The organism is Streptomyces sp. C1-1, assembly GCF_050214755.1.
Taxonomy (GTDB): domain Bacteria; phylum Actinomycetota; class Actinomycetes; order Streptomycetales; family Streptomycetaceae; genus Streptomyces.
Genome location: NZ_CP189826.1, coordinates 9,810,757 through 9,834,576 on the forward strand (window position 1 = coordinate 9,810,757; position 23,820 = coordinate 9,834,576).

22 protein-coding genes and 1 pseudogene are annotated in these 23,820 nt (G+C 69.5%); 13 read left to right on the forward strand and 10 right to left on the reverse strand.

Annotated elements, in window-relative coordinates; all coding sequences use genetic code 11:
* Window positions 1-11: 11 nt before the first annotated feature.
* Window positions 12-1,007 carry an NADP-dependent oxidoreductase gene (locus tag ACQF4J_RS44790; RefSeq protein ID WP_351571667.1) on the reverse strand — a complete coding sequence of 332 codons (996 nt, stop codon included), beginning with the start codon at window positions 1,005-1,007 and terminating at the stop codon, window positions 12-14.
* Window positions 1,008-1,154: 147 nt separating this feature from the next.
* Between ACQF4J_RS44790 and ACQF4J_RS44795 the strand changes: the two genes are divergently transcribed.
* The 3 genes from ACQF4J_RS44795 (at window position 1,155) to ACQF4J_RS44805 (ending at window position 4,197) form a co-directional block, all read left to right on the forward strand.
* Window positions 1,155-1,778 carry a TetR/AcrR family transcriptional regulator gene (locus ACQF4J_RS44795; protein WP_427168406.1) on the forward strand — a complete coding sequence of 208 codons (624 nt, stop codon included), beginning with the start codon at window positions 1,155-1,157 and terminating at the stop codon, window positions 1,776-1,778.
* A 50-nt stretch (window positions 1,779-1,828) separates the two neighbouring features.
* Window positions 1,829-2,032, forward strand: a complete 204-nt coding sequence (locus ACQF4J_RS44800) for a hypothetical protein (RefSeq protein ID WP_427168407.1) — start codon at window positions 1,829-1,831, stop codon at window positions 2,030-2,032.
* A gap of 218 nt (window positions 2,033-2,250) precedes the next feature.
* Window positions 2,251-4,197 (forward strand): WD40 repeat domain-containing protein, encoded by a 1,947-nt coding sequence (locus tag ACQF4J_RS44805; RefSeq protein WP_427168408.1) that lies wholly within the window; start codon window positions 2,251-2,253, stop codon window positions 4,195-4,197.
* A gap of 348 nt (window positions 4,198-4,545) precedes the next feature.
* Here the strand turns inward: ACQF4J_RS44805 and ACQF4J_RS44810 are convergent.
* From ACQF4J_RS44810 to ACQF4J_RS44830, 5 genes and pseudogenes are all read right to left on the reverse strand, one after another.
* A pseudogene (locus tag ACQF4J_RS44810) lies at window positions 4,546-5,363 on the reverse strand (IS5 family transposase).
* A 133-nt stretch (window positions 5,364-5,496) separates the two neighbouring features.
* On the reverse strand, window positions 5,497-5,910 hold the full coding sequence (locus ACQF4J_RS44815; RefSeq protein WP_427168409.1) for a hypothetical protein: 414 nt from the start codon (window positions 5,908-5,910) through the stop codon (window positions 5,497-5,499).
* Between the two features lie 208 nt (window positions 5,911-6,118).
* Entirely contained in the window at window positions 6,119-6,880 is a 762-nt protein-coding gene (locus ACQF4J_RS44820; RefSeq protein ID WP_351803293.1) for a hypothetical protein, read from the reverse strand.
* Window positions 6,881-8,057: 1,177 nt separating this feature from the next.
* Window positions 8,058-8,690 (reverse strand): hypothetical protein, encoded by a 633-nt coding sequence (locus ACQF4J_RS44825; protein WP_427168410.1) that lies wholly within the window; start codon window positions 8,688-8,690, stop codon window positions 8,058-8,060.
* A 384-nt stretch (window positions 8,691-9,074) separates the two neighbouring features.
* Window positions 9,075-9,479 (reverse strand): hypothetical protein, encoded by a 405-nt coding sequence (locus tag ACQF4J_RS44830; protein ID WP_427168411.1) that lies wholly within the window; start codon window positions 9,477-9,479, stop codon window positions 9,075-9,077.
* Window positions 9,480-9,801: 322 nt separating this feature from the next.
* On the opposite strand from ACQF4J_RS44830, the gene ACQF4J_RS44835 reads away from it, so the two are divergent.
* Window positions 9,802-11,070: an MFS transporter gene (locus ACQF4J_RS44835; protein ID WP_427168412.1), complete on the forward strand. Its 1,269-nt coding sequence runs from the start codon at window positions 9,802-9,804 to the stop codon at window positions 11,068-11,070.
* 208 nt (window positions 11,071-11,278) lie between these two features.
* Here the strand turns inward: ACQF4J_RS44835 and ACQF4J_RS44840 are convergent, their stop codons facing one another.
* A complete protein-coding gene (locus tag ACQF4J_RS44840; protein ID WP_427168413.1) occupies window positions 11,279-12,130 on the reverse strand; it encodes a helix-turn-helix transcriptional regulator in 852 nt (283 codons plus the stop codon).
* Window positions 12,131-12,216: 86 nt separating this feature from the next.
* Between ACQF4J_RS44840 and ACQF4J_RS44845 the strand changes: the two genes are divergently transcribed.
* Complete coding sequence (locus ACQF4J_RS44845; RefSeq protein ID WP_351571637.1) at window positions 12,217-13,008, forward strand: SDR family NAD(P)-dependent oxidoreductase; 792 nt, start codon at window positions 12,217-12,219, stop codon at window positions 13,006-13,008.
* Window positions 13,009-13,054: 46 nt separating this feature from the next.
* Here the strand turns inward: ACQF4J_RS44845 and ACQF4J_RS44850 are convergent, their stop codons facing one another.
* Both ACQF4J_RS44850 and ACQF4J_RS44855 read right to left on the reverse strand, forming a co-directional pair.
* Window positions 13,055-13,276, reverse strand: a complete 222-nt coding sequence (locus tag ACQF4J_RS44850; RefSeq protein ID WP_351803297.1) for a hypothetical protein — start codon at window positions 13,274-13,276, stop codon at window positions 13,055-13,057.
* Between the two features lie 201 nt (window positions 13,277-13,477).
* Window positions 13,478-14,617: a PucR family transcriptional regulator gene (locus ACQF4J_RS44855; protein WP_351571631.1), complete on the reverse strand. Its 1,140-nt coding sequence runs from the start codon at window positions 14,615-14,617 to the stop codon at window positions 13,478-13,480.
* Window positions 14,618-14,704: 87 nt separating this feature from the next.
* Between ACQF4J_RS44855 and ACQF4J_RS44860 the strand changes: the two genes are divergently transcribed.
* The gene (locus ACQF4J_RS44860; protein WP_351571628.1) at window positions 14,705-15,760 is read left to right on the forward strand and encodes a ferredoxin reductase; all 1,056 of its coding nucleotides are present in this window, start codon (window positions 14,705-14,707) and stop codon (window positions 15,758-15,760) included.
* A gap of 7 nt (window positions 15,761-15,767) precedes the next feature.
* Window positions 15,768-16,886, forward strand: a complete 1,119-nt coding sequence (locus ACQF4J_RS44865; protein WP_351571625.1) for a fatty acid desaturase family protein — start codon at window positions 15,768-15,770, stop codon at window positions 16,884-16,886.
* A gap of 14 nt (window positions 16,887-16,900) precedes the next feature.
* Here the strand turns inward: ACQF4J_RS44865 and ACQF4J_RS44870 are convergent, their stop codons facing one another.
* Window positions 16,901-17,368: a hypothetical protein gene (locus ACQF4J_RS44870; RefSeq protein WP_351803301.1), complete on the reverse strand. Its 468-nt coding sequence runs from the start codon at window positions 17,366-17,368 to the stop codon at window positions 16,901-16,903.
* Between the two features lie 433 nt (window positions 17,369-17,801).
* Between ACQF4J_RS44870 and ACQF4J_RS44875 the strand changes: the two genes are divergently transcribed.
* The 6 genes from ACQF4J_RS44875 to ACQF4J_RS44900 all read left to right on the forward strand — a co-directional run bounded on the left by ACQF4J_RS44875 (window position 17,802) and on the right by ACQF4J_RS44900 (window position 23,804).
* On the forward strand, window positions 17,802-17,933 hold the full coding sequence (locus tag ACQF4J_RS44875) for a hypothetical protein (RefSeq protein ID WP_351571620.1): 132 nt from the start codon (window positions 17,802-17,804) through the stop codon (window positions 17,931-17,933).
* Window positions 17,934-18,107: 174 nt separating this feature from the next.
* Window positions 18,108-19,706, forward strand: a complete 1,599-nt coding sequence (locus tag ACQF4J_RS44880) for a hypothetical protein (RefSeq protein ID WP_427168414.1) — start codon at window positions 18,108-18,110, stop codon at window positions 19,704-19,706.
* Window position 19,707: 1 nt separating this feature from the next.
* Window positions 19,708-20,796 (forward strand): hydrogenase expression protein HypE, encoded by a 1,089-nt coding sequence (locus ACQF4J_RS44885; RefSeq protein WP_351803305.1) that lies wholly within the window; start codon window positions 19,708-19,710, stop codon window positions 20,794-20,796.
* 65 nt (window positions 20,797-20,861) lie between these two features.
* The gene (locus ACQF4J_RS44890) at window positions 20,862-22,655 is read left to right on the forward strand and encodes a nickel-dependent hydrogenase large subunit (protein WP_351571615.1); all 1,794 of its coding nucleotides are present in this window, start codon (window positions 20,862-20,864) and stop codon (window positions 22,653-22,655) included.
* Window positions 22,648-23,211 carry a NifU family protein gene (locus ACQF4J_RS44895; protein WP_351803307.1) on the forward strand — a complete coding sequence of 188 codons (564 nt, stop codon included), beginning with the start codon at window positions 22,648-22,650 and terminating at the stop codon, window positions 23,209-23,211. Before ACQF4J_RS44890 ends, ACQF4J_RS44895 begins: the two co-directional genes overlap by 8 nt.
* Window positions 23,208-23,804, forward strand: coding sequence for a DUF5947 family protein (locus tag ACQF4J_RS44900; protein WP_351571609.1), 597 nt, complete (start codon window positions 23,208-23,210; stop codon window positions 23,802-23,804). The genes ACQF4J_RS44895 and ACQF4J_RS44900 overlap by 4 nt, the downstream gene beginning before the upstream one ends.
* Window positions 23,805-23,820 lie beyond the last annotated feature (16 nt).

Genomic DNA, 23,820 nt, shown 5'->3' on the forward strand with positions numbered 1-23,820 from the left:
GTCGCGGCGGGTCAGCTGTTGCTGATGACGGCCTTGCCGCGAATGCCACCCTGAGACAGGGACTGCAGCGCCTGGGGGGTCTGGTCGAAGCCGACCACCTTTCCCACGACCGGGCGCACCACGCCCTGGTCGATCAGGGTGGTGATCTGGCGGAGCTGGTCGCCGCTGGCGCGCATGAGCAGGAACTCGTACGTCACGCCGAGCTTCTTGGCCTGCCTGCGGATCTTGCCGCTCAGGGCTGCGACCGCCAGGCGCAGCAGCGGGTTCAGGCCGGCCTCGCGGGCGAACGCGGGGTCCGGCGGACCGGCGATCCCGATGGCTCTGCCGCCGGGCTTGAGCACCCGCAGGGACTTCTCGAGAGTCTCCCCACCGAGGCTGTCCAACACCAGGTCGTAGCCGGTCAGGAGCTGCTCGAAGTCCTGGGTGCGGTAATCGATCACCGTGTCCGCGCCGAGCGCGCGAACGAAGTCCGCGTTGGAACCGCTGGCGGTCGTGGCGACGCTCGCACCGAGGTGCGAGGCGAGCTGGATCGCGATCGAACCGACCCCGCCGGCGCCGGCGTGGATGAGAACCTTCTGCCCGGGCCGCACCTTCCCGCGCTCCACCAGCGCCTGCCACGCCGTGAGCGCCGCCAGCGGCAGTGAGCCCGCCTCTTCCATGCTGATCGAGGCGGGCTTGAGCGCCAGGTCGCCCTCCGCGACGGCGATGCGCTCGGCGAAGGTGCCGATGCGGTCCTGGTCGGGCCGGGCGTAGACCTCGTCTCCTGGCTTGAAGCCGCGAACCGCTCTCCCGACGCCGATGACGGTGCCCGCGACGTCGTTGCCAAGGATCAGGGGCAGCTTGTAGGGCAGGATCTGCTTGAACTCACCGGCTCGGATCTTCTCATCCAGCGGGTTCAGCCCGGCGGCCTCCACCCGCACAAGCACGTCGTGCTCCCCCACGGTGGGCTCGGGGACGTCCGCCTCCTGCAGCGGCTCCTTGTACTTGGTGACGACGAACCCTCTCATGGGACGTCTCTCCTTGCCTTCATCCTTTTTGTCCAAGTTCGAGACCAGATCGGCCAATTCAGCGCGCTTCCGAGGTCTCGCCTCACTCGGCCAATCCGAGTAAACTCAATTATGAGTACACTCAGAATTATTGTCAAGGGAGACCCCATGGGACGCGGCCACATGCCGATCGGGCGCCGCGAGCGGGCCAAACAGGCCAAGCGCGAGCGCATCATGACCGCAGCCCGCGAACTGTTCGCCGAACACGGCGTCAGCGGGCTCACGACACAGCAGATCGCCCACCGGGCCGACGTCGCGATCGGCACTCTTTACCTGTACGCGTCCACGAAGGCCGAGTTGCTGATCATGGTGCAGAACGAGAAGTTCGCCGCCGCCATCGATTCCGGCCTCGCCGCCGCGAACGCCGCCGTCGGCCAGGGCGTACTGGAGCCGGTCATCGCTCTCATCCGTCCCGTGGTGGAGTGCGTGAGGGAGCACATCGAGAACGGCCGCACATACCTGCACGAACTCGTCTTCGGCGACCCGGCCGAGCCCTACCGGCAAGCGGGCCTGGCCCTTGCCGGCCGCCTCGAGGACGGCATCGCCGGCCTGCTCACCCGCGACGAGTACATCGATGCCGACGACGCGGCGACGCTGGCGCGGGTGATCACCGCGATCATCCACATCAGCACCACCGCCACCGCGTACCTGCACCGCAGCGACGAAGCCGTCCTCGCCGACATCCGCGACCAGATCCACGCCACGCTGGCACCCCACCACCGCGCGGCATGACCACTCGCTCCACGAGCCAACCATCGAACCCCCTGGAAAGGGGGCACGACATGAGCGCGCACTACGACGTCATCGTCCTCGGTGCCGGCTTGAGCGGGTACGTCGCCGCGATCCGCGTCGCGCAACTCAGTAAGAACATCCAGTCCGGCAGTCCGGCAGTCCGGCAGTGCGGACAACGGACAGCCGCAAACCCTGTCCATAACTTCCGCTCCACTCGTCAACCGGTCGATGCCGTTGGCCAAGAGGCGGTGTGATTACCATGCCGGTCATGTCTGTTGAACTCCCAAGCAGCGGCCGCCCGGCCCGTGAAGTTGCAGCGGTAGACGGCCGGTTGGCCGACCCTGAATGGCTGGTGCACGGGGACCCGGAGCTGGTTCTCGCAGGCCTGGACGACGCTGCCGGGCCAGAGGAGATACTCGCGGCTGCCGTGTACCGGACATCGGGACATGTGCATCGTGACGCCGATGCTGGGGTGCGGCGGCAGGTACTGGCGCTGGACGCCGCCCGGTACGGCAACCGGGAGCTGGCGAGGAACATCGCCCAGGTCGCAGTCGACCAAGAGATGGATGACCCCTGGGTCGTGCAATGGGCGACCGGCGGCAACTTGGACTCCCGGCTGCGGTACGCGTTGCCGGTGCCGGCCAAGGTCAGCGTGCTGGCGACCGTGGCTGTGGAGGGCCGTGGTCTCGCTGTCGCCGGTTGCGAGGACGGCACCCTGCATGTGTGGGACGTGGCCACGGGCAGCCGAGTCGGCAAAGCTGTGTCCGATCGGACCAGCGCCGTAGATGCACTGGCGACCGCGGTGTTGGACGGTCGTCCCGTCGCTGTGACCGCAGGCTTCGACCACGCTATTCGGGTATGGGACCTGGCGCGGGGAGAACTGGTCGGGGCCTGCTCCGCCGACGATGACTCCCGGGTGAAATTGCTGGCCGCGGGACTGATCGAGGGGCGGCCGGTCGTGGTCGGCGCCTGCGTCGACGACGTGGTGAGAGTGTGGGATCTGGCCACTCTCTCCCAGCACAGTGAGCCGTTGACCATACACACCGGCTTTGTGTCCGCTCTGGCGACGGCGGTGTTGGACGGCCGTCCCGTCGCAGTCACCAGCCACTCCAGAGAACTTGGGGCGACGGACCTGATCACGGGTGAGGAATCCGTCCGAGTGTGGGACCTGACCACGGGACGGGAGCTCGGCGCCCCGGGCGACCTTCCCGCGTTCGGGGACCCGGCGTACGACCGGACGGTGGACGGCGACGGGGAGGCAGGGCGCTGCGTCAGTCTGGACCTCAACGCCAGGGCGCACCTTCTGGTGACGGATCCGGCGTCCGAGTGCCCGCTGGCCGTCAGCGCCAACGCCTACGAGGTGCACGTCTGGAATCTGGTCACACGCGAGCAGGTCGGTGACCCCGTCGCGGCCACGTTCGTGCAGGCGGCGGCCCTGAGGGTGCTCCGCGACCGCCCCGCCGCCCTCGTCGCGTACGACCATGGGCCGGTCGCGGTGTGGGATCTGTCCACCCTCCAGACGTTGCAGCCCTCGCTGACGGGCCACGAGGCGGTTGTGCGGGGAGTGTCGACGGTGCTGGTGAACAGTCGCCAGCTCGCGGTCACCGGCGGCGACGACAGATCGGTCCGGGTCTGGGATCTCGACGGTGAGAGGAAGAAGGGTGGCTGGCTGACCTGTCATGCCGGCTCCGTGAGAGGCGTCACCACGGCCCTCGTGGACGGCACTTGCGTCATCGTCACGGGCGGCTCGGACACGAGAGTGCGGCTTTGGGACCTCGACGGCAAGGGACAGCTCGGTGAGCCCCTGGCCGGGCACACCACTGCCGTCGATCTCCTGACGGCGGCGACGGTGGACGGACGCCCCACCCTCCTCACGCGCGACGACTGGCACAAGACGGTGCGGATATGGGACCTGACCACCCGGGAAGAGCTGCATGGACAGTCGACCAGCGAGTACCTCAGTCCCTCCATCGAGTTCTTCGCGTCCGTCGAGGGCCACTTCGTCGGCGTGACCGAGGAAGGCCGCGTCTGGGACCTGATCGCGAGCCGATGGATCGGAGTGCAGCCACGGCAACGAGGCGCCCTGGCCCTGGAGCCCCTCGAAGGCCGCAACGTCATCCTCACCAGCTTCAGGGCAGAAGGAGTCCACCTCTGGGACCTGGCCACGGGCGAACTGCTGGCACCGCCGCTGACGGGAGACGCCGGTGAGGTGCGTACGGGTGCCATCGGCACGCTGGACGGTCGTCCTGTCGTCGTCGCCGGCGTCGACCGATCCGTGTGGATGTGGGACGCAGGCACGGGGCAGCAGATCGGTGCGTACGCCTTCCCGTCCCGCGTCAGGGGCCTGACGGTGGCACCCGACGGGCGGCTGGTGGTCTGTTTCGGCGCGGACATAGCGGTCCTGACCCCTCACCGCTGACGCCGCGACGGCTTTCCGCCGCCTTACCTGGCAGATCATGCGAGCGGAACGCGCAGGTCGGGGTCCTGGAAAGATCTGTCAACAGCCCCCACCGTCAACCATGTTCACCAGCGGGCCGCCGGCGCCCTCGAACGGGAAGACCGGCGGACGAGCCTGGCCAGGCACGCGGCCAGGCACTTGGTCGGTCGCGCGGCGGCCTGACCGCCAAGTGGGCTGTCCCGGATGGGGGAGTGGTTGACGTGCTCCCTGGCCTGAAGGCCAGGGACTCCGGCCGGGGCCGGCTGCCCCTTCCGTGGGCTTCCTGCTTCACCGCGCTGTGTCGGGACTTTCGGCCGGGTCTTACTGGCCCTAACAAAGCCTTTGGACGTGCCGGTGGGTGATCAGGCAGACAGCGAGTCCGAGGAAGGCCTCGTGGATGTCGTCGCGTCGTTCCCAGCGGATCCGCAGGCGGCGGAAGCCATGCAGCCAGGCGATGGTGCGCTCGACCACCCACCGGAAGGTGCCCAGGCCGGTGCCGTGCGGCTGGCCACGTTCGGCGATCGCGGGCCGGATGCCGCGTTGCCGCAGGAGCCGGCGGTACTTGTCGTGGTCGTAGCCGCGGTCGGCGAAGAGCATGTCGGGCCGCCGACGCGGCCGGCCGACGACTCCGGCCACGGCCGGGATCTTGTCCAACAGCGGCAGGAGTTGGGTGACATCGTTACGGTTGCCGCCGGTCAGCGACACCGCGAGCGGGATGCCCTGGCCGTCGGTGATGATGTGGTGTTTGCTGCCCGGGCGTGCGCGGTCGACCGGGCTGGGTCCGCTTTTGGGCCCCTGCGTGCGGCCCGGACGTGGGAGGAGTCGATCACCGCCCGGGACCAGTCCAGCTGGTTCTTCGAGCGCAGCTTGTTCAGCAGGAGATGGTGCAGCTGGTCCCAGACGCCGGCCTCGTTCCAGGCCGCAAGCCGGCGCCAGCAGGTCATGCCCGAGCCGAAGCCGAGCTCCTGGGGGAGGTACTCCCACTGGATGCCGGTGTGCAGGACGAACAGGATGCCGCACAGGGCCTGCCGGTCGGGCACCCGCGGTCGGCCTTCCACCTGCTTCGGCGGCGGCTCGGGCAGCAACGGCTCGATGAGCGACCACAGTTCGTCCGACACGATCCACGGCCGCGACTGACGCTTCCCCATGACCACATCAACGACCGATCAAGCCGACAGTCACATGATCAAACCGCTTTTGTTAGAGGCAGTTAGCGCCGCATTGAGGGGGCAACCCTTCGGCATCGTCATCGGTCCGTCGGGGCCGCTCCCTCGCTTCCGTTCAGCTCAACCGGGCTCCGGCGGCGGCCAGTCGGGCGTACCAGTCGCGCATCAGCGCCGCCGCGCCACCGTTGAGCAACTGGTCCACGGCGCCACCGGCCGTGACCGGTCCCGGTGCTCCGTGTCCGGTGTCCTCCAGGGCCCGCTGCTGTTCGGCGCTCGGCGCGGGAGACAAGGAGGCGCCCCGCCCGACGAAGGCGTAGTGCCGTGCGCCGACGGTCAGCACGAGGGTGCCGAAGCGGGTGAGGCGGCCGGTGACCGCGCGTGGGTCGGCCTGCAGAACGGTGCCGAGGGAGCGGTCCCGCACCTGCAGGCCATCGGGGCGCAGGGTAACCAGCACGGGCTCAGAGCGGGCGCCGTTCCACACGCTGCGCCGCCAGTGGACGATCCCCGAGTGTCCGGTGTCTGTGCTCATGCCACAGATCATGGCATTGGACACGGCGCTCGCTTCGGTGGGCCCGGCCGGGGCGAGTTCCGCGGCCGAATGGCCCGGAGGTTTCATGGGAGGCGGAGCGTACTTCGGCCCCTGGCCCCTGCCCTCGGGCGACCCTGCCCGTGCGCGGCGCGGGACGCGGGGTGACCTCGCCTCCGCCGCGGTGGACGTAGCCGACCGGGCCGGCCGGTCAGAGCCGGCCGTTGTGGAGCGGGAAGCGGGTCGGTTCGCGGACGCCGGCCCGCTTCAGGTCCTCGACCGTCGCATCCATGGCCCTCAGACGCGAGTGCAGCGCTTCGGCCTCGGCGCTGCCCGGCCGGGCTCGCAGCGCGAGATGGGCCACCGGGTGATGCCCGTGGTCGTGCCCGCCCCCAGGTCCGCTCCAGGGCGGATGGAAGCTCCAGGGCACCTGCCCTTGCACGTCGTTGGCGGCCATCCAGTCGTCGATCCTGGCGTCCACCCACCCGTGGATCTTCCAGAAGAGCGGGTTCACGTGGGACGAGTAGGTGTCGCCGAGCCAGTTGTAGGCGGAGTCGTCCCACTTGGGGTCGACGTTGAACTCGTCCCCGCCAGGCCGGTATTCGGGCATCTGTGCCGACCAGCGCATGTGCAGGGCGTTGTGGATGAAGAACTCGACGGCGGCGCCGAGGCGGCCCAGCGTGATCTGCCGCAGTACCGCCGGGTCGGTGACCTGCGTCTCCACTGCGTGGATCTGGTCGTACGCCTCCGGCGACTTGACGTCATGGAGACCCTGGGTGCCTTTGGGGTCGCCCGGCAGCTCGTACGCCGGCGGGACCGGGAAGTCGTGGTCGTCCGGCGTCGGTATCGTCACCCACCCCTGCACACGCGGGTACTGAGGATCGCCCACCTCGGCCAGGATGCCGTTGACCTCGGTGATCATCTGCCGGTGCATGTACAGGAAGTCCTCGCCCGACTTGTTGTCGAGTTCCACTGGCCTGTTCCCGGTGGCCGGATCTGTCGGTCCGAGGGACGGTCGGGGCGGCACCCAGCCGTGGTCGCTGAAGACTTTCTTTTCCCCCGCGGTCAGATCTGCCCACGAGTCTCGAGTCCTGTGCCACAGCATGTGGTGCAGGCGCATGGTGCGATCGGCCATCGCGTCCATGACGGGCTTGGGAAAGGCGTTCATGTGCGCTCGACCTTCCTGGACTCCTGAAGTCGGAGAGGATGCCTGCGCGGCGGCACGGCCACGGGAAGGCCGGGTACGGCAGCGCGGCACGGGAGGCGCGTAGAGCACGGCGGCACGCGGGATCCGCGTACCGCCACACAGTGCGCCGCAGGCTCGACGGCGGGGGCGCTCGATGCCGACAGAACTCATAGGTACGCCCGCGCTCGATAGGCCTTTGAGGAATGGCGGTACGAGCTTGTCTGAGCCTCTGTTTCTACTGTGCTGCACAGCACCTGTTCACGCATCTGGGCGGGGCACCGTGTCGTTGGTGCGCGCGGGTTCGGCGCCACAGTCGATGACGGGGCCGTTTTGACGGCCAGAGAGGCACTGAGCCGAGGTCGACGGCCCCTGCGCACTGCTGCGCGACGTCACCGTCGCACGGTGCGCCACGAGGAGGAGGCGCTCTATGAACCCGCCACGTTCACCGCGGTCGACCACGCCGCGCTCGCTGGGGACTGGTCCTGGTTCGAGAAGGTGGTGACGCTGGCCCTGGCCGACGGCCCCGGCGGACCGATCGACCACTACCTGGCCTACCTCCACCCCTGGGGCACCGATCCCGGGACCATCACCTGCCCGCTGCTCCTGCTCCACGGCGGCCAGGACCGCATCGCACCGAGCACCCACGCCCGCTGGCTCGCCGACCGTATTTTCCTCGTCGACACGACGCGGACACCGAACTGGGCACTCCCCACACTCACTTCGGGAGACTCACATGAACGACATCATCGCCAGGCGCCTGACGGGACTGGCCAACCACTTCGGTTGCTCAGACCTTCCTTCCTCCAACTGCGTGGCTGGCGACCTTGCGGACGCCTTACGGCGACTGTGTGCCGTCCTCGCCACAAGAGGCTTCGACCTCTGCCGGCGCCACCCCGCCGCCCGCAAACAGCGGAAGTGCGCCCCCACCGCCTGCCTTCCGCGATCGGTGACGACGAGGTGCACCTCACCGCCGGCCCTGTGTGGCGCGACCATGGCCGAGGGCCCGCGCGAGTTCGCCGACCGGTGCCAGGATGTGTCCGTCATCGCCCGCGCACCACCAAACGGCCGCACCATGCCGCTCCGAGGCGTGGACGCCGAGGTCATGGCCGGGGCACACCGGCCAGACCTGCCAGGTCCTTTCGAGCAGGCTCTCCTGGATCAGCCTCGCCAGGCTGGCCAGTGCCACGGTCGGGTCGTCGCACATGGTCGGCAGGATGGGGCCGCCCCAGTTGAGCCGTTCGCCGTCGGCAAGGCGGATGCCGGCTCCCACCGGGAACCAGTCATGCAGGATCTCGATCTCCGGCTCGCCCTCGATCCCGCGCAGGCGCAGGTCGCGGGCAACGATCCGCAGCGCAGCGCGCAACGTCTCCGATCGCTCCGGGGCGAGGTCGAAGCCGGGGTCGAAGCCCACGTCGTCCAGGATGCGCCGGGCCCGGTCAGCCATCTCCTCCGGCGACATCTCGGCCGGGTTGAGTTCGACGACGTCCAGGACGGCGTCGCTGCAAGGGAGCCAGTCGAGCAGGTCGCAGGCGAGGGCGACGAGGTCCTGGGGGTCGAGGTCGCCCGTACGGAGACCTAGGTAGACCCTTTGCTGCAACTGTTCAGTATCCGCTTCGCACTCACCCTTGCCACTGCTCACTGGCCAAGTATCCCGGCACGGCGCGGTTGGAATCGTTCCGGGTCCGGTCCGGAGTCCGTACCGGACCCGGAACGGCTCAGAAAGGGCGGTGGTTCATCGCCATCACGCTTGCTGCGACGGCCGACAGGGATGCTCCAACGCCGTGGTTTGCCGAGATCTGGCGACTGGCCGCAGGGAGCGAGGACTTGGCCGCCATGCAGGCTCTGGCAAGCCAGTTTCGGCAGGAGATGGAGGTCTGAGTTGCAGGAGACGTGACCGCCGTGGGTAGGTGTTGGGCCATCACCGACTGCTGCTGACCGGCCGGCGCACCGCCGGGCAGACGTCGGCTTTGTTGGCAGCAGTTCAGGCGATCGACAGCAACATGTTCGTCTCGGCGAACGCGAGCGCGATCCCGACGATGAGGAACAGTCCTTGCACCGTGGCGGTGATCGGCATCCGCAGACTTGCGTGGACGAACGTCGAGAGTGCCAGGGCGGCGGGAATCATCCAGGCGAGCGCGAGCCCCGAGAACGAGACTCCGTGATGAGGTCGTTGAGCTCCCGACAAGCCGTCGCCCATGTTTCCCATGCCGCCCAGGGCCATGATCAGGCCGATACCGGCCAGTGCGAGGGCATCGGCCACCGCCAGCAGTAGCGCGACCACGATGTCCGTCAGCCGGGAGGGCGGGGCCGACCTGGCGGAGGTTTTGTCCTCGCCGTATCTCCGGCGATTGCCGGTCTTCTTCCGAATTCCATCGAATCGGGCCACTGCTCGACTACACCACGGAGGGTGTCATTCCGTCATTGCCGGTACGTAACGAACCGGACCCTGAACGGGCGAGTATCGGTATCCGGCGGATATGACCTCATACCGCCGAGTCTGACGACCTCGCCTGTGAGGGTGGCGTGGAGACGGTATAGTTCAGCCGTCAACTGCCAGCGTGCGCGGGCCAGTTCTTTTCCCTGTCACCATTGTGAATTCCGCCGCCGCACAGTCGATAGCCGCATCTCACTTTCCCCGCGCGGGCAACTGCCGTCATTTCCGCCTCTCAGTACCTCTCTCAGTACCTCTCACCGAAAGCCTCTTGTCCGTGGCCATCAACGTGCACGAGGACCGGCCTGCCGGTCGGCACGCCGCCGTTCCACCCGGCAGTCACTTTCGGCGAATCTATGCTCCGCGTGCGAGTGATGCGCTGGCGTTCTCCATGTCGACGTACGCGATGCCGCTGCTGGTCCTGACCATCACCAGTTCCGCCTCGTTGACGGGGCTGGCGTTCGCGCTGGAATGGGCGCCGCGGATCGGGGCGTTCGTGCTGGCGGGCAACGTGGTGGACCGCCGCGGCGCGGCCATCGTGTGTTTCCTCGCATCCCTCGGTCGGGCCACGGTGGTGGCGGCGTCGGCGATCGCCCTGATGATGCTTCCACGGGGCACGACTGAGACGGCCGTCATTCTGGTGCTGGCGGCCGTGACCGGGACCCTCTCCCAGTTCGGGTTCGTCGCCAACGAGGCCGTGGGCGCGGTTGTCACCCGGCGCGGGGAAACACGGCCGCACGGGATACAGGCGGTCCTCGTCGGCATCGACCAGTCGGCCACGGTCATCGGTCCGCTGCTCGCCGGCTTCCTGCTCCTGGTCGGCCCCGGGTGGATGCTCGGCTGTCTGAGCGCGGTGTCCCTGTTCGCCGCCGTACTCGGACTGCAGACCCCGCCGACACCGCTGCGTGCCGCGTCCCCGGATGCGGCGGGGAGGGCCGGCGGGCTGCGGGCGGGCCTGCGCACGCTGCTGCGACTGCCAGCGCTGGGCTGGCTAGTGGGTGGTCTGGCCTGCTCGAACCTTGCCCTCGGGCTGTTGCAGTCCGCCAGCCCGGTCATCGTCGTGGAAACCTTCGGCCGTTCCTCCGCCAGCGTCGGCACCATGTGGTCCGCCGCCGCGGTGGCGACCCTGCTGGCGGTCACCTGCTGCCGTCTGGCGCTGAGCTGGCTCGACCTCTGGGCAGTGGGCGTCGTGTCCGCGACGCTCGCTTCCGCAGCCTGCCTTGGCCTACCGCTGGCGCCGTCCTACGTCTCCTACACGATCCTGGTCGCACTCTTCATGGCGGGCGACGGTGGCCTTACGGTCGTGCTGCGTACCGTGCGCTCGATGATCATCCCGTCGACGGGACTCGGCGCCACGCTCTCGCTGACCATGCTGATCCTGTTGCTGCCCTTCCCCCTGGCCGGTGTCCTCGTCGCCCTCACCCCGGCCGAGCATCTGGGCAGGGTGCTGCTGGTCTGCGCCGTCCTCCAGGCTGTCGCTCTGGCCGTCACCTTCATCAGACTCCGCCGTGCGCCGGCCCTGCGCCTGATCGCCGAACGACGATGAACACCGCCGGCGCCAGCGGCGCGCGCGTTGCCGAGGCCGGAAACGGTACGTGCGTTGTCCGTCGACAGAGGTTCGCCGCGTGCCCGACGCGGCCACTTCAGCAGCGGCGGGCACCCGAGTTTGATCGTGGGCTGGGCTGCTGATGGGCCGGCCGGGGGCCGGTGCTGGTTGGTGGGTGTGCTTGCGCGTTGACGCTTCCCACGGCGGACTACCGCATGTACTCGCCGGCGTCGGCTCCGAGGACGTTCAGCAGAGCCAGGGCCTCGGCGCCGGGGGATCCCGGTGGTGCGGTGTAGAGCACGAGGTACTGGTCGCGGTCGGGCAGGGTGAGAGTGTCGCAGTCGACGGTGACCTCACCGACGACCGGGTGGCGGAAGCTCTTGGTCAGCACCTGCGCGGCCTGTACGTCGTGCCGTTCCCAGAGCCGGGCGAAGTCGGGGCTGCCGGTGCGGAGTTCGTCGACGAGGCCGGTCACCTCGGGATCGTTCGGGTAGCGGGCGAGAGTGGCGCGGAGCTGCATGACCACGTGGTGCCGGAACTCGGCGGCGTCGGAGATCCCGTACAGCGGCGCATCCGCGCGCTGCGGCCCGAGGAAGGCACGGCGCGCGAGATTGCGGTCTCTGGGGGCGAGCGGTGCGAAGTCCTCCATGAGCGCGGCCGCGAGGTCGTTCCACGCGAGGACCTCGAAGGCGGTGGATATCACGAAGGCGGCAGTCTGCGGGAGCCGCTCAAGGAGCGCGAGGATGCTCGGGCGGACGTCGCGCCGATGCAGATGGACACGCGCCGGCACAGTGCCCGCGAGCACATGGAGGTGGTCTGACTCGGTGTCGGTGAGCCGCAGCGCGCCCGCGATTCCGGCAAGGACCTCGGCCGACGGTCGTGGCGCCCGGCCCTGCTCGAGCCGGACGTAGTACTCCGTGGAGATGTGCGCGAGGACCGCGACCTCCTCGCGGCGCAGACCGGGGGTGCGGCGTCGCGGTCCGGCCGGGAGGCCGACGTCCTGCGGGCGGAGCCGCTCACGTCGGCTGCGGAGAAACGCACCGAGTTCCTGCTTGTCCATACCCCGAGTCTGCCCGCTGCGCGGCGGCGGATCCTGGTACAGCCTGTTCCTGTATCCGGCCGGCGGCCGACCGGACGCTGGGTGTCATGACGAACACCACGCACACCACACCCAGCGCACCCATTGGCCTGCTCACCGGCAAGGTCGTGCTCATCACCGGCGCGAGCCGCGGCATCGGAGCGGCCGCGGGCCGGCTCTTCGCCGCCGAGGGCGCCGCCGTTGTGCTCGCCGCCCGCGGCACCGACGCCCTGGAGCGCATCGTGAAGGAGATCCGCGCCCAGGGCGGCGTCGCCGACGCTGTCACCCTGGACCTCGCCGACTCCGCGAGCATCCGCGCCGCGGTCGACCGCGTCGAGGAACTGCACGGACGGCTCGACGGCGCCTTCAACAACGGCGCGGTGATCCAGCAGCCAGGCCCGCTCGACACCACCAGCGACGAGGACATCGAGGCGCAGTTCGCCGTGAACTTCCGCTCGCACTGGACCGCCATGACCGCCGAGGCCGCGCTCATGCGCCGCACCGGCGGCGGCGCGATCGTCAACACGTCCAGCATCGGCAGCCGCCGCGCCAACCCCGCCCTGCCGGCCTACGGCGCCATGAAGCGCGCGCTCAACAGCATCACCGAGACCGCGGCCGTGACGTGGGGCCCGGAGGGCATCCGCGTCAACGGCATCACCCCCGGCGGCACGGCCACGGAGATGATCGACGCGTGGGAGGCGGTGTCCCCGGGCATCGTCGAGGCCAACAACGCGGCGACTCCGCTCGGTCGCATGGCCGAGCCCCGGGAGGTCGCCGAGGTCGCCGCGTGGCTGCTCAGTGACCGCGCCTCGATGGTGACCGGCGCGATCGTCCCGGTCGACGGCGGCGCCGGCGCCTGACCGGGACTGGCTCGGCCCGTTTCAGCGACGGCAGGCAGTCTGCTCGTCAGCCGGAGGTGGTGGCGGCCGAGCGGCCCGGTCCTCGCCCCCGGTGACCTGGCCTGGCCGCCTCGCCGGTCACCCAGCGGCAGCCCGCCGCGCGCCCGCGGGGCAGCTCGTGCCAGGACAGCGCCCTCCACGACGACGTGAAGCCGTCTTCCAGGACGTAGCGGCCCAGTACACCGACCAGATGCCCGATGAGCGCGCCGTCGAGCCGGACGGTGTGCATCGCCCAGCGGCTCCAGTCGAGCGGTATCCGCCACCGCGCTGCTCAGAGACGGCGCCCGGGCTTTCCGAGGCCTTGTTCGACCCGGTCTCAGCCGGCTGTCAGCGTTCTTCCCCGGGCCCCATGAGCCGGCTGACGGCACCGAGAACGAGGCACGATTCCCGCACCGCTCGCGGACGCGGTCGTGGACGGTCGAGGCATGCGTCAGCCGGCCCGAAGCCCGACCGCCAGCGTCAGTTCAAGGACCCGCTGCGGCGATGCGAGGTCCGGAAACAGCTCCCGCAGCTGTGACATCCGGTACCGGACTGTCTGGGGATGGACGAACAACTCCGCCGCCACCTCGTCCCGCCTGCCCTGGTGCAGCAGCCACGCCCGCAATGTCTCCTCCAGCCGCCGTGCGGTCGCGACGGGCAGGGTCCGCAGCGGTGCGAGGGCTCGGGTACGCAGGTCTTTGAACGCGTCCGCGTCGGCGCTCAGCACCAGTTCGGGCAGGTGGTCCTCGGTGTCGCGAATATCAGAGGAGAGGGAGCGCGCGCGTACGGCTCGTGCGTACGAGGCGGACGCACGAGTCCACGGCCGGGCCGGGCCGACCACGGCGGTGCGTTCCGTCAGCTGCCGCATGAGATGGGACCGGTCGGCATCAGGGACGAGCAGCACACCGGTGGCGTCCGGCAGATCGTCGAGGACGAGGGTGCTCGGGTCGAGTGCGCGGTAGGCGGGCCTGGCCTGGGCGGCGGGCAGCAGGACCGCGGTCAGCGAGACCGGGGGCTGCCACCCGGCCCGTTGAGCAGAGACAAGCAGCACGTCCGGGGTCGCGCCGGCGAGGACGTCGCGGGCCAGCTGTTCCAGGTGGCGCTCGTGGGCCCGGCCCCGGGCGGCCAGTTCGTCGGCGTGGCCCGCGGCGCTCGCGGCGGAGAGCTCGTCGATGTAGGCGAAGGTCAGCTCGGCGAACTTGGCGACCTCGGCGGCCGGCAGACCTGCGGGTACGGCACCCGCTGCCAGGCATCGCCAGGCCACGCGGGCGCCGACGCGGTAGGCGCTGAGCAGGGCGTCCATCGAACGGCCGTCGCGGACCTCGCCGCGGCCCAGCTCGTAGGCCGCGTCGCCGCCGTCGCCGCCTGTGGCGTTCCCGCTCGCGAGGTCCAGGTAGTGTCCCAGGGCGGTGCGGACGGCTCGGCGGATGGTGGCGCCCATGTGGCCCGTAAGGGCGTTGGCGTAGGGAGGGACCTCGTCGATGATCGCCTGGACCACCTCGTCGGCGGTGGTCTTCAGCGCGGCCCGAAGTGCGGTGACCGTCGTCTCATCCAGGGTCAGTTCGCTGGCCCTCTGGATTGCATGGCTCACGTTTTTATTCCCTGCGAACAATTCGGCCGACCAGGTTTACGTCCTTCGGTCAGGACTTTACCCCGTGAGGCACAGCAAGCTGGAGTCATGACGAGTACAGCCCTCCGCAGCAGGGCGTGGAAACTGCTGGAGATGGTCACGACGCCGCTGCTGCCGTCGGACTACCTCGACCTGGTCAGCCCGCTGCGTGCGGGTGCTGACCTGCGGGGGCGCATCGAGGCCGTGCACCCCGAGACGGGTGACGCCGCGACCATCGTGATCAGGCCGGGACGCGGCTGGCGCGGCCACACGGCCGGTCAGTACGTGCGGATCGGGGTCGACGTCGACGGGGTGCGCCTGTGGCGTGCCTACTCCGTCACCTCGCCGACAGACCGCCAGGACGGCCGCGTCACGATCACCGTGAAGGCGATCCCGGACGGCAAGGTCAGCAATCACTTGGTCCGCAGGGTGAAACCGGGCACGCTGATCCAGCTCGACCAGGCGACCGGCGACTTCGTGCTGCCGCAGGCCAAGCCCGCCAAGGTGCTCTATCTGACGGCCGGCAGCGGCATCACGCCCGTGATGGGCATGCTGCGCGACACCGAGTTCGACGACGTCGTCATGGTCCACTCCGCGCCACAGCCGCACGACGTGATCTTCCGCAACGAACTGCACGGCCTGGTCGCGGACAAGAAGCTGCGCCTGACCGAGCTGCACACCGACACGGACGGCATGCTCGACATCGCCCGCCTCGACGAGCTCGTGCCCGACTGGGCCGAGCGCGAGACCTGGGCCTGCGGGCCCGCGGGCCTGCTCGACGCCGCAGAGAAGCACTGGAGCGAGCACGGCGTCCCAGAGCGCCTGCACACCGAACGTTTCCGCCCCAGCGTCGTCGCCACCGGCGACGGCGGCGAGGTCACCTTCAGCGCCACCGGCAAGACCGTCGACGCCGACGGCGCCACGCCGTTGCTGGACGTCGGCGAGGAGGCCGGCGTGCTCATGCCCTCCGGGTGCCGTATGGGCATCTGCTTCGGCTGCGTCACGCCGCTCAAGGCGGGTGCCGTCCGCGACCTGCGCACCGGCGAGGTCACCGAGGCCGAGCCGGGCGTCCTCATCCAGACCTGCGTGTCCGCCGCGGCGGGCCCCTGCGACATCGAACGGTAGGAGCATCTTGACCGCCATCGACCCCACCGCCCACCTGACCGCAGAGCAGATCGAGGAGCTCGGCCGCGAGCTGGACGCGATCCGCGACGAGGTGATCGCCAGCCGGGGCGAGAAAGACGCCGCCTACATCCGCAAGGTCATCTCGGCGCAGCGCAAGCTCGAGCTGGTCAGCAGGGGCGTGCTGCTGTTCTCGATCTTCCCGCCCGCGTGGCTGATCGGCACCGCCGGTCTGTCCGTGGCGAAGATCATGGACAACATGGAGATCGGCCACAACATCCTGCACGGCCAGTGGGACTGGATGCGAGACCCGAAGATCCACTCCACCACCTGGGAATGGGATCACGTCTCGCCGGCCGACCAGTGGAAGCACTCCCACAACGAGCTGCACCACACGTACACCAACGTGATCGGCAAGGACAACGACCTCGGCTACGGCATCATGCGCGTCGACGAGGACCAGAAGTGGCACCCCTTCCACCTCGGCCAGCCGCTGTGGAACTTCATCAACGCCTGCTTCTTCGAGTACGGCATCGCCGCCTACGACCTGGAGCTCGGCAAGAACCTGCACAAGCGCCGCCGCAAGAACCCGGAGTTCCGCGCGCGGGCCAAGGCCGTGGGCCGCAAGATCCGTAAGCAGGTGCTCAAGGACTACGTGATCCACCCGCTGCTGTCGGGCCCGTCGTTCCTCTCCACACTCGCCGCCACGTTCACCGCGAACCTGGTCCGCAACATCTGGTCCCACTCGGTGATCATGTGCGGGCACTTCCCCGAGGGCGTGCAGGTCTTCGAGCGCCGGTCCATCAACGGCGAGACCCGTGGCCAGTGGTACCTGCGCCAGATGATGGGCTCGGCGAACATCAGCGGCAGCAAGGCCATGCACTTCATGACCGGCAACCTCTCGCACCAGATCGAGCACCACCTGTTCCCGGACCTGCCGAGCAACCGGTACGCCGAGGTCGCGGTGAAGGTGCGCGCACTGTTCGAGAAGTACGAGCTGGAGTACGTCACCGGGCCGCTGCCCAAGCAGGTGTTCTCCGCGTGGCACAAGGTCTTCCGGCTCTCGCTGCCGAACAAGAAGCCCGTGGTCCAGACGCCGGACCGCGAGCAGGAGCTCATCGCGGCCTGATTCCCGGCGTCGGTTCAGATCTCTCGGCCGCACCCTTTTGAGGACGGCCGTGGTGGTGGGGGCGCGGGCCAAGCAGTCAGCAGGTATCGCTCGACGGGTTCGGAGTCGGTGCCGTCGGGGTTGGTGCCGCGGCCGTGTGCGTGGACGCGCAGGCGGTACCAGCCCGGGCCCCCGGTGGCCAGGTTGGGCAGTTCCTCGGCGGGGCCGAGGTCGAGGGACTCCACCAGCAGCTGGCCGGACGGGCAGTGAACGCTGGTCTCGACGATCTCTTCCCAGATGGTGGTGTCGCCGACTGGGGGAGGCGTGTCGAGTGGTTCGGCCGTTACCTGGACGTCGCCGGTGTGGATGCCGGTGAGGATGATGGCGCCGTGCGACATGGGCGCGGCCAGCCCGTTGGACCAGTCGGCGGTGTCGACGGGGATGTCTCCGCCGTCCAGGACGCCGAAGGTGCCCTCCGCGACGAACAGTTGCGCGGCGTTCATGCGCAGTGCCCCTCTCCCGGGAAGTCCCGTGGCAGTCGGGGCTGTGATGGTGCGTGAGAGGCGGATCTGGAAGGGGTCGCCGTCCAGCATGCGCTGGCTCAAGAAGAGCTGAGCTGGCCGTCCGCCCCGCTCAACACCCCTTAGACGAAAACCTCTCCCGGGCCTTTCGGCTACGAGCGGTTTGTGACTCCTGCCAGCGGTGGGTGCGCGGCGAGGCCGGCACGCCGTAGGCCCGCCCCCGCATCGCCCCCAACTCTGACGTGCACTCGCGGCGCGCTGCACAGCCGACGGGGACATCATCTGGCAGCAGAAGATTGTGGGAAGTCCCCAAGAAAGAACGGGCAGTTGAGTCGTGTCCGACCGGAGGCCACTTGTGCGTCCCGCTTTAGTCTGAGCAGTCAGTTTCCATTTGTTCACTGAATGGAGGGTCTCGATGAGGGAACCTGAACGCGCTTCTGGGCGGGTACGCCGTACCGCGGGCAAGGCGGGGAAGGTCGCGCTGGCCGCGGCACTCGGCACGTTCGTCCGCTGGGCTGTCACGTGGCTCCTCGGCCGCCTCGGCTGAGTCGACGGCCCCCGAGCCCGACGGCTCCGAAAGCCGGCACCGCATTCTCCGGCGTCGAACACCTTGAGCGACCCCCGAATGGCTCAGTGATGCTGCGCCATAGAAGGCGAGGGCGCGTGGCTGGTGTGACCGTGGTGGAAGACATGGGCGTGCACACGGAGGCGAGGAGGCGCGATGCCGGAGGGACTGGTCGCGGGCGGCACGGCGGACGCTGCCACGAGCGACGGGGCTGACCTGCCACCGGACCGTTCCCGGAGCGACTTCGAGCGGCTGAGCGCTGTGGCCGACGCGGTCCTCTACGAGGGCTACCTCCTCTACCCCTACCGCCGGTCGTCGGCCAAGAACCGTGTCCGGTGGCAGTTCGGAGTGCTCTTCCCCCGTGACTGGGTGGAGGCGGACGGTCCCGTCGTCCCGGGTGTCTCCGGATCCACGGACTCCTGGTTCCAGCAGACCGACTGCCTGCTGCGCGTCCGACGGCCCGGAGCAGTCGTGCGGGTCAGGGTGCGGTATCTGCAGACGCAGCACAAGCAGGTGGAGGAGGCCGTGCGGGACGGCGGCCACCGTGCGGTCGCGTCGCTGCGGACGGACGACGGCGTGGCCCATCTGACCTTCGAGGAGGCGGTGCCGCGCGAGGTCGACCTCGTCGTCCCTTTGGATGACCTCCTGGCGGGTGAACGCACCGTCCTGGCGGGAGCGCCTGGCGGGACGGACGTCGAGCCTCTGCCCCGAGGCGTCGGACGGGTGGTCCGGCGTCGCCAGGAGGTACAGGCGCAGACCACGCTCGGCGCCGAACGGCTCTCGGACGACGTCTGCCGGCTCCGGGTACGCACCGTGAACACCGGGCCCGCGCCCGATCCGCGGATCCCTCGTGACGAGGCGCTGCGCCGCGCGCTCATCGCCACGCACACCCTTGTCGCCGGCGACGAGGGTGTGGAGTTCGTCTCGCTGATCGATCCGCCCGCATCGCTGCGCGAACACGCCCGCGCCTGCCGGAACGAGTTCACCTTCCCCGTCCTGGGAGGTGAACCGACCGCAGAGGGCACCGGCACCGGCGCGACCGGCGGCCTCCTTCTCTCCGCGCCGATCATCCTTCCCGACCATCCGCAGGTGGCACCCGAGAGCCCGGGGGACCTGCACGACGCCGCGGAGATCGACGAGATCCTCACGCTGCGCACGATGCTGCTGACGGACGAGGAGAAGCGCGAGGCGCGCGCCACCGACCCGCGGGCCGCCGCGATCCTCGACCGGGTCGACACCATGCCCCCGGAGGTCTTCGCGCGGCTGCACGGCGCCGTCCGCTCGTTGAAGCCGGTCACCCCCGCTGCGGAACCGGCCGTCCTTGCCGCCGGGGCGACCACCCCTGCCACCGGACCGTTCACCGTCGCCGCCGAACCACGCACACCAGCCGACGGACCACGCACACCAGACGCCGAGCGACCCGCCTGGTGGCAGGAGGGGGCGGACGCAGGTCTGTCCCCGACCACCGACACCGTGCTGGTCGACGGCGTACCCCTCGGGGGAGGCAGCCGCGTACGGCTGCGCCCGCGGGGCCGGGGGGCCGACGCCCAGGACATGTTCCTGGTCGGACGGACCGCCCGGGTGGCCGCCGTCTTCCATGACGTGGACGGCAGCACGCATCTCGCCGTCACCCTCGACGACGACCCCGCGTCCGAACTGCACACCTGGTACGGCCGCTTCCACTACTTCCGGCCCGACGAACTCGAACCTCTGGAGCCGACCGACTCCGACACCCCCCACAGCGGAGGCCGATGACATGGCGACGCACAGCGACACCACCGACGTCAGCGACGAACCCAGCCGCGGCGAGGACCGACAGGGCTTCGACGAGATCCACATCCTCTGGATCTCCGAGGGCATGAGCTGCGACGGCGACACCGTCTCCCTGACGGCCGCCGACCAGCCCTCCATCGAGGACCTGGTACTCGGCCTGATCCCGGGCCTGCCGAAGGTGAACCTGGTCAACAAGGTGCTCTCCCCGAGCCTGGGCGGCGAGGACTTCCTCGCCCCCTACCGGGCGGCGGCACGCGGCGACCTGGGCCCCTTCATCCTCGTCATCGAGGGCTCGATCCCCAACCAGAACATCATCGAAGGCGACGGCTACTGGACGTCCTTCGGCAACGACCCGGAGACCGGCGAGCCGCAGACCCTGAACTGGTGGATCGACCAACTCGCCCCCAGGGCCTGGGCGGTGGTGGCCGCCGGCACCTGCGCCACCTTCGGCGGCATCCATGCGATGGCCGGCAACCCGACCGGCTGCATGGGCCTCGCGGACTACCTCGGCTGGGACTACAGGTCGCAGGGCGGACTGCCCGTGGTGAACGTGCCCGGCTGCCCGATCCAGCCCGAGAACTTCATGGAGACCCTGATCTGGGTCCTCTACCACGCGGCCGGCTCCGCTCCGCCACCCCCGCTGGACCACATGCTGCGCCCGCAGTGGCTGTTCGGGAAGACGGTCCACGAGGGCTGTGACCGCGGCTCGTACTACGAGCAGGCCACCTTCGCCGAGGACTACAACTCACCCAAGTGCCTGGTCAAGACGGGCTGTTGGGGCCCGGTGGTCAACTGCAACGTGCCCAAGCGCGGCTGGATGGCCGGCATCGGCGGCTGCCCGAACGTCGGCGGCATCTGCATCGGCTGCACGATGCCCGGCTTCCCCGACGCCTTCATGCCGTTCATGGACGAGCCGCCCGGCGGCACGCTGTCGTCGCTCGCCATCAAGCCGTACGGCGCCGTCATCCGCCGCCTGCGCGGCTTCACCAACGAACTCGTCAACCACGAGCCCAGATGGCGCCACAACAAGCAGAAGCTCACCAGCGGTTACGACCCCCGCTGGCGGCCCTGACCCCCCGAAGCGCACCCCCCCCACCACAGACCTACGGAACACCGACAGCGAGGGCAGCAACAACGATGACCACAACCGAGGCCCGGCCCAAGGGGCGCAAGGCGCCTGAGATCGTGGACATGTCCTGGGATCCGATCACCCGGATCATCGGCAACCTGGGCATCTACACGAAGATCGACTTCGCCAACCGGGAAGTCGTGGAATGCCACAGCACCTCATCACTCTTCCGCGGTTACTCGGTGTTCATGAAGGGCAAGGACCCGAGGGACGCGGGCTTCATCACCTCACGCATCTGCGGCATCTGCGGCGACAACCACACGACCTGCTCCGACTACGCCCAGCAGATGGCCTACGGCGTCAAGCCCCCGCGGCTGGCCGAGCACATCGTCAACCTCGGTGAAGCGGCCGAGTACATGTTCGACCACACGATCTTCCAGGACAACCTGGTGTTCGTGGACTTCTGCGAGGCGATGGTCAAGGCCACCAACCCCGGCGTGCTGGCCCGCGCCGAACGCACCGACGCCCCCCGCGGGGACATCCACGGCTACCGCAGCATCGCCGACATCATGAAGGCCTTCAACCCCTTCGAGGGCGAGGTCTACAAGGAAGCGCTGAAGGTCAGCCGGGTCACCCGCGAGATGTTCTGCCTGATGGAGGGGCGGCACGTCCACCCCTCCACGCTGTACCCCGGCGGCGTCGGCACGCTGCCGCAGCCGACCGTCTTCACCGACTACCTCAGCCGGCTGATGCGGGTCATCGACTTCGTCAAGAAGGCCGTCGCCATGAACGACGACGTCTTCGACTTCTTCTACGAGGCACTGCCCGGCTACGAGCAGGTCGGCAACCGCCGCATCCTGCTCGGCTGTTGGGGTGCCTGGCAGAACCCGGACGTCGTCGACTACCGCTACGAGAACATGAACACCTGGGGCAAGGCGATGTACGTCACCCCGGGCATCGTCGTCGACGGCGAACTGGTCACCAACAACCTCGTCGACATCAACCTCGGCCTGCGCATCATGCTGGGCAGCTCCTACTACGAGGACTGGGTCAACGAGCAGCCGTTCGTCACCCACGACCCGCTCGGCAACCCTGTCGACATGCGCCACCCGTGGAACCAGACGACCGTCCCGGTGCCGCAGAAGCGCGACTTCGACGAGAAGTACAGCTGGGTGATGAGCCCGCGCTGGCTCGACAAGCGCACCGGGGACCACCTCGCCCTGGACACCGGCGGCGGCCCGCTGGCCCGGCTGTGGTCCACCGCGCTGAGCGGCCTGGTCGACACCCCGTACATCAAGGCCACCGGCCACAGCGTGCGCATCTCGCTGCCCAAGGGCGAGTCGCTGCCGGAGACGACCCTGGAGTGGCGCATCCCCAAGTGGAGCAACACCATCGAGCGGGACCGCGCCCGGCCGTACTTCGTCGCCTACGCGGCCGCCATGGCCCTGCAGTTCCTCGAAGAGGCGATGGGCCTGGTGCGGGCCGGCGACACCAAGGTGTTCGAGAACTTCGAGGTGCCGGACGAGGCGATCGGCTGCGGCTTCCACGAGGCCGTACGCGGAGTCCTCTCCCACCACCTGGTGATCAAGGACAAGAAGATCGCCAACTACCACCCGTACCCGCCCACCCCGTGGAACGCCAGCCCCCGCGACAAGTTCGGCACCCCCGGCCCGTACGAGGACGCCGTCCAGGGGCAGCCCATCTTCGAGGAGAACGGGCCGGACGACTTCAAGGGCGTCGACATCATGCGCACCGTGCGCAGCTTCGACCCCTGTCTGCCGTGCGGTGTCCACATGTACGTCGGCAAGGGCAAGACGCTGACGACCCTGCACTCGCCGACGTACGGGGCGAACCATGGCTGAGGCGCAGGCCGCTGCCGAGCGACTCGCGGACCCCGACGTCGAGGCCCGGCTTGCCCGGCTCGACCAGCTGCTGGAAGGGATCGAGTCCGCGCCCGGCCCCACCACCCGCTCCGCGGTCGACGCCGTACGCCTGCTGACCGAGGTCTACGGTGAGGCGCTGGCCCGCGTCATGGACCACGCGGACGGGCAGCTGGCCGAACGCCTCGCCGACGACGAGCTGCTCGGGCATCTGCTGGTGCTGCACGCCATCCATCCCGAGCCCGTCGACCGCCGGGCGGCCCGAGCGGTCGAACGGCTGCGGCCCGCTGTACGCGAACGCGGCGGCGACGTGGAGTGGGCGGGCGTGGAGGGAGAGGTGGGCCGGGTCCGGCTGACCGCCGCCGGCGGCGGTTGCGGTTCCGGGTGCGGCGGCGGGGGCGGCACGACCGACGTCACCGCCGCGGTCCGGGAGGCGGTGCTCGCCGTGGCGCCGGAGCTGTCCGCGGTGGAACCAGAGCAGGTCACGCCCTCGGCGTTCGTCCCCCTGACCACGCTCACGCACCGGGGCGCGCGGTGACCACGGACGGAGCCCTGGCCCGCCTCATTCGCACCTCGGCCGACGCCGGCGCGACGGCCGAGGGTGAGAAGTGCGATCTGTGCGCCGCGCCGGTGCCCGACGAGCACGCCCACCTGTACGCCACGGCAGAGCGGGAGGTGCGCTGCGCCTGCGGCCCCTGCTCGGTGCTGTTCGCCGACGGCGGTGGGGGCGAGGGGCGCTACCGGCTCGTTCCTCGCAGGCGGATCCGGCTCCCCAAGGTGGACACTGAGGTTCTGGGCGTGCCCGTCGGCCTGGTCTTCTTCGTGCCCCGGGCAGACGGCACGGTGACCGCCGAGGGCCCGAGCCCGGCCGGGGCCATGCGATGGGAGGTCGACGCGGGGGCCTGGCAACGGATGGTCGCGGCGTGTCCGCAGCTCGCCTCCGTGGAACCCGATGTGGAGGCCCTGCTCGTGAACACCGTTCACGGCCTCGACCACCACTGGATCGTGCCGGTGGACGACTGCTACCGGATGGTCGCCGTCGTACGCCGGGAATGGCGTGGCCTGTCCGGTGGCGGCCGGGTCTGGCCGGCCGTCGAGCGGTTCTTCGAGGACCTCACCGAGCAGTCATGAGCCGCGCACTCCGCGC

Excerpts from the sequence above, each read along its gene's own strand:
- ACQF4J_RS44885 (WP_351803305.1), top strand. The coding sequence starts at position 19,708 with ATGGCGACGCACAGCGACACCACCGACGTCAGCGACGAACCCAGCCGC.
- ACQF4J_RS44850 (WP_351803297.1), bottom strand. The coding sequence starts at position 13,276 with ATGCACACCGTCCGGCTCGACGGCGCGCTCATCGGGCATCTGGTCGGT.
- ACQF4J_RS44890 (WP_351571615.1), top strand. The coding sequence starts at position 20,862 with ATGACCACAACCGAGGCCCGGCCCAAGGGGCGCAAGGCGCCTGAGATC.
- ACQF4J_RS44880 (WP_427168414.1), top strand. The coding sequence starts at position 18,108 with ATGCCGGAGGGACTGGTCGCGGGCGGCACGGCGGACGCTGCCACGAGC.
- ACQF4J_RS44895 (WP_351803307.1), top strand. The coding sequence starts at position 22,648 with ATGGCTGAGGCGCAGGCCGCTGCCGAGCGACTCGCGGACCCCGACGTC.
- ACQF4J_RS44870 (WP_351803301.1), bottom strand. The coding sequence starts at position 17,368 with ATGAACGCCGCGCAACTGTTCGTCGCGGAGGGCACCTTCGGCGTCCTG.
- ACQF4J_RS44790 (WP_351571667.1), bottom strand. The coding sequence starts at position 1,007 with ATGAGAGGGTTCGTCGTCACCAAGTACAAGGAGCCGCTGCAGGAGGCG.
- ACQF4J_RS44845 (WP_351571637.1), top strand. The coding sequence starts at position 12,217 with ATGACGAACACCACGCACACCACACCCAGCGCACCCATTGGCCTGCTC.
- ACQF4J_RS44795 (WP_427168406.1), top strand. The coding sequence starts at position 1,155 with ATGGGACGCGGCCACATGCCGATCGGGCGCCGCGAGCGGGCCAAACAG.
- ACQF4J_RS44860 (WP_351571628.1), top strand. The coding sequence starts at position 14,705 with ATGACGAGTACAGCCCTCCGCAGCAGGGCGTGGAAACTGCTGGAGATG.
- ACQF4J_RS44800 (WP_427168407.1), top strand. The coding sequence starts at position 1,829 with ATGAGCGCGCACTACGACGTCATCGTCCTCGGTGCCGGCTTGAGCGGG.
- ACQF4J_RS44840 (WP_427168413.1), bottom strand. The coding sequence starts at position 12,130 with ATGGACAAGCAGGAACTCGGTGCGTTTCTCCGCAGCCGACGTGAGCGG.
- ACQF4J_RS44875 (WP_351571620.1), top strand. The coding sequence starts at position 17,802 with ATGAGGGAACCTGAACGCGCTTCTGGGCGGGTACGCCGTACCGCGGGC.
- ACQF4J_RS44815 (WP_427168409.1), bottom strand. The coding sequence starts at position 5,910 with ATGAGCACAGACACCGGACACTCGGGGATCGTCCACTGGCGGCGCAGC.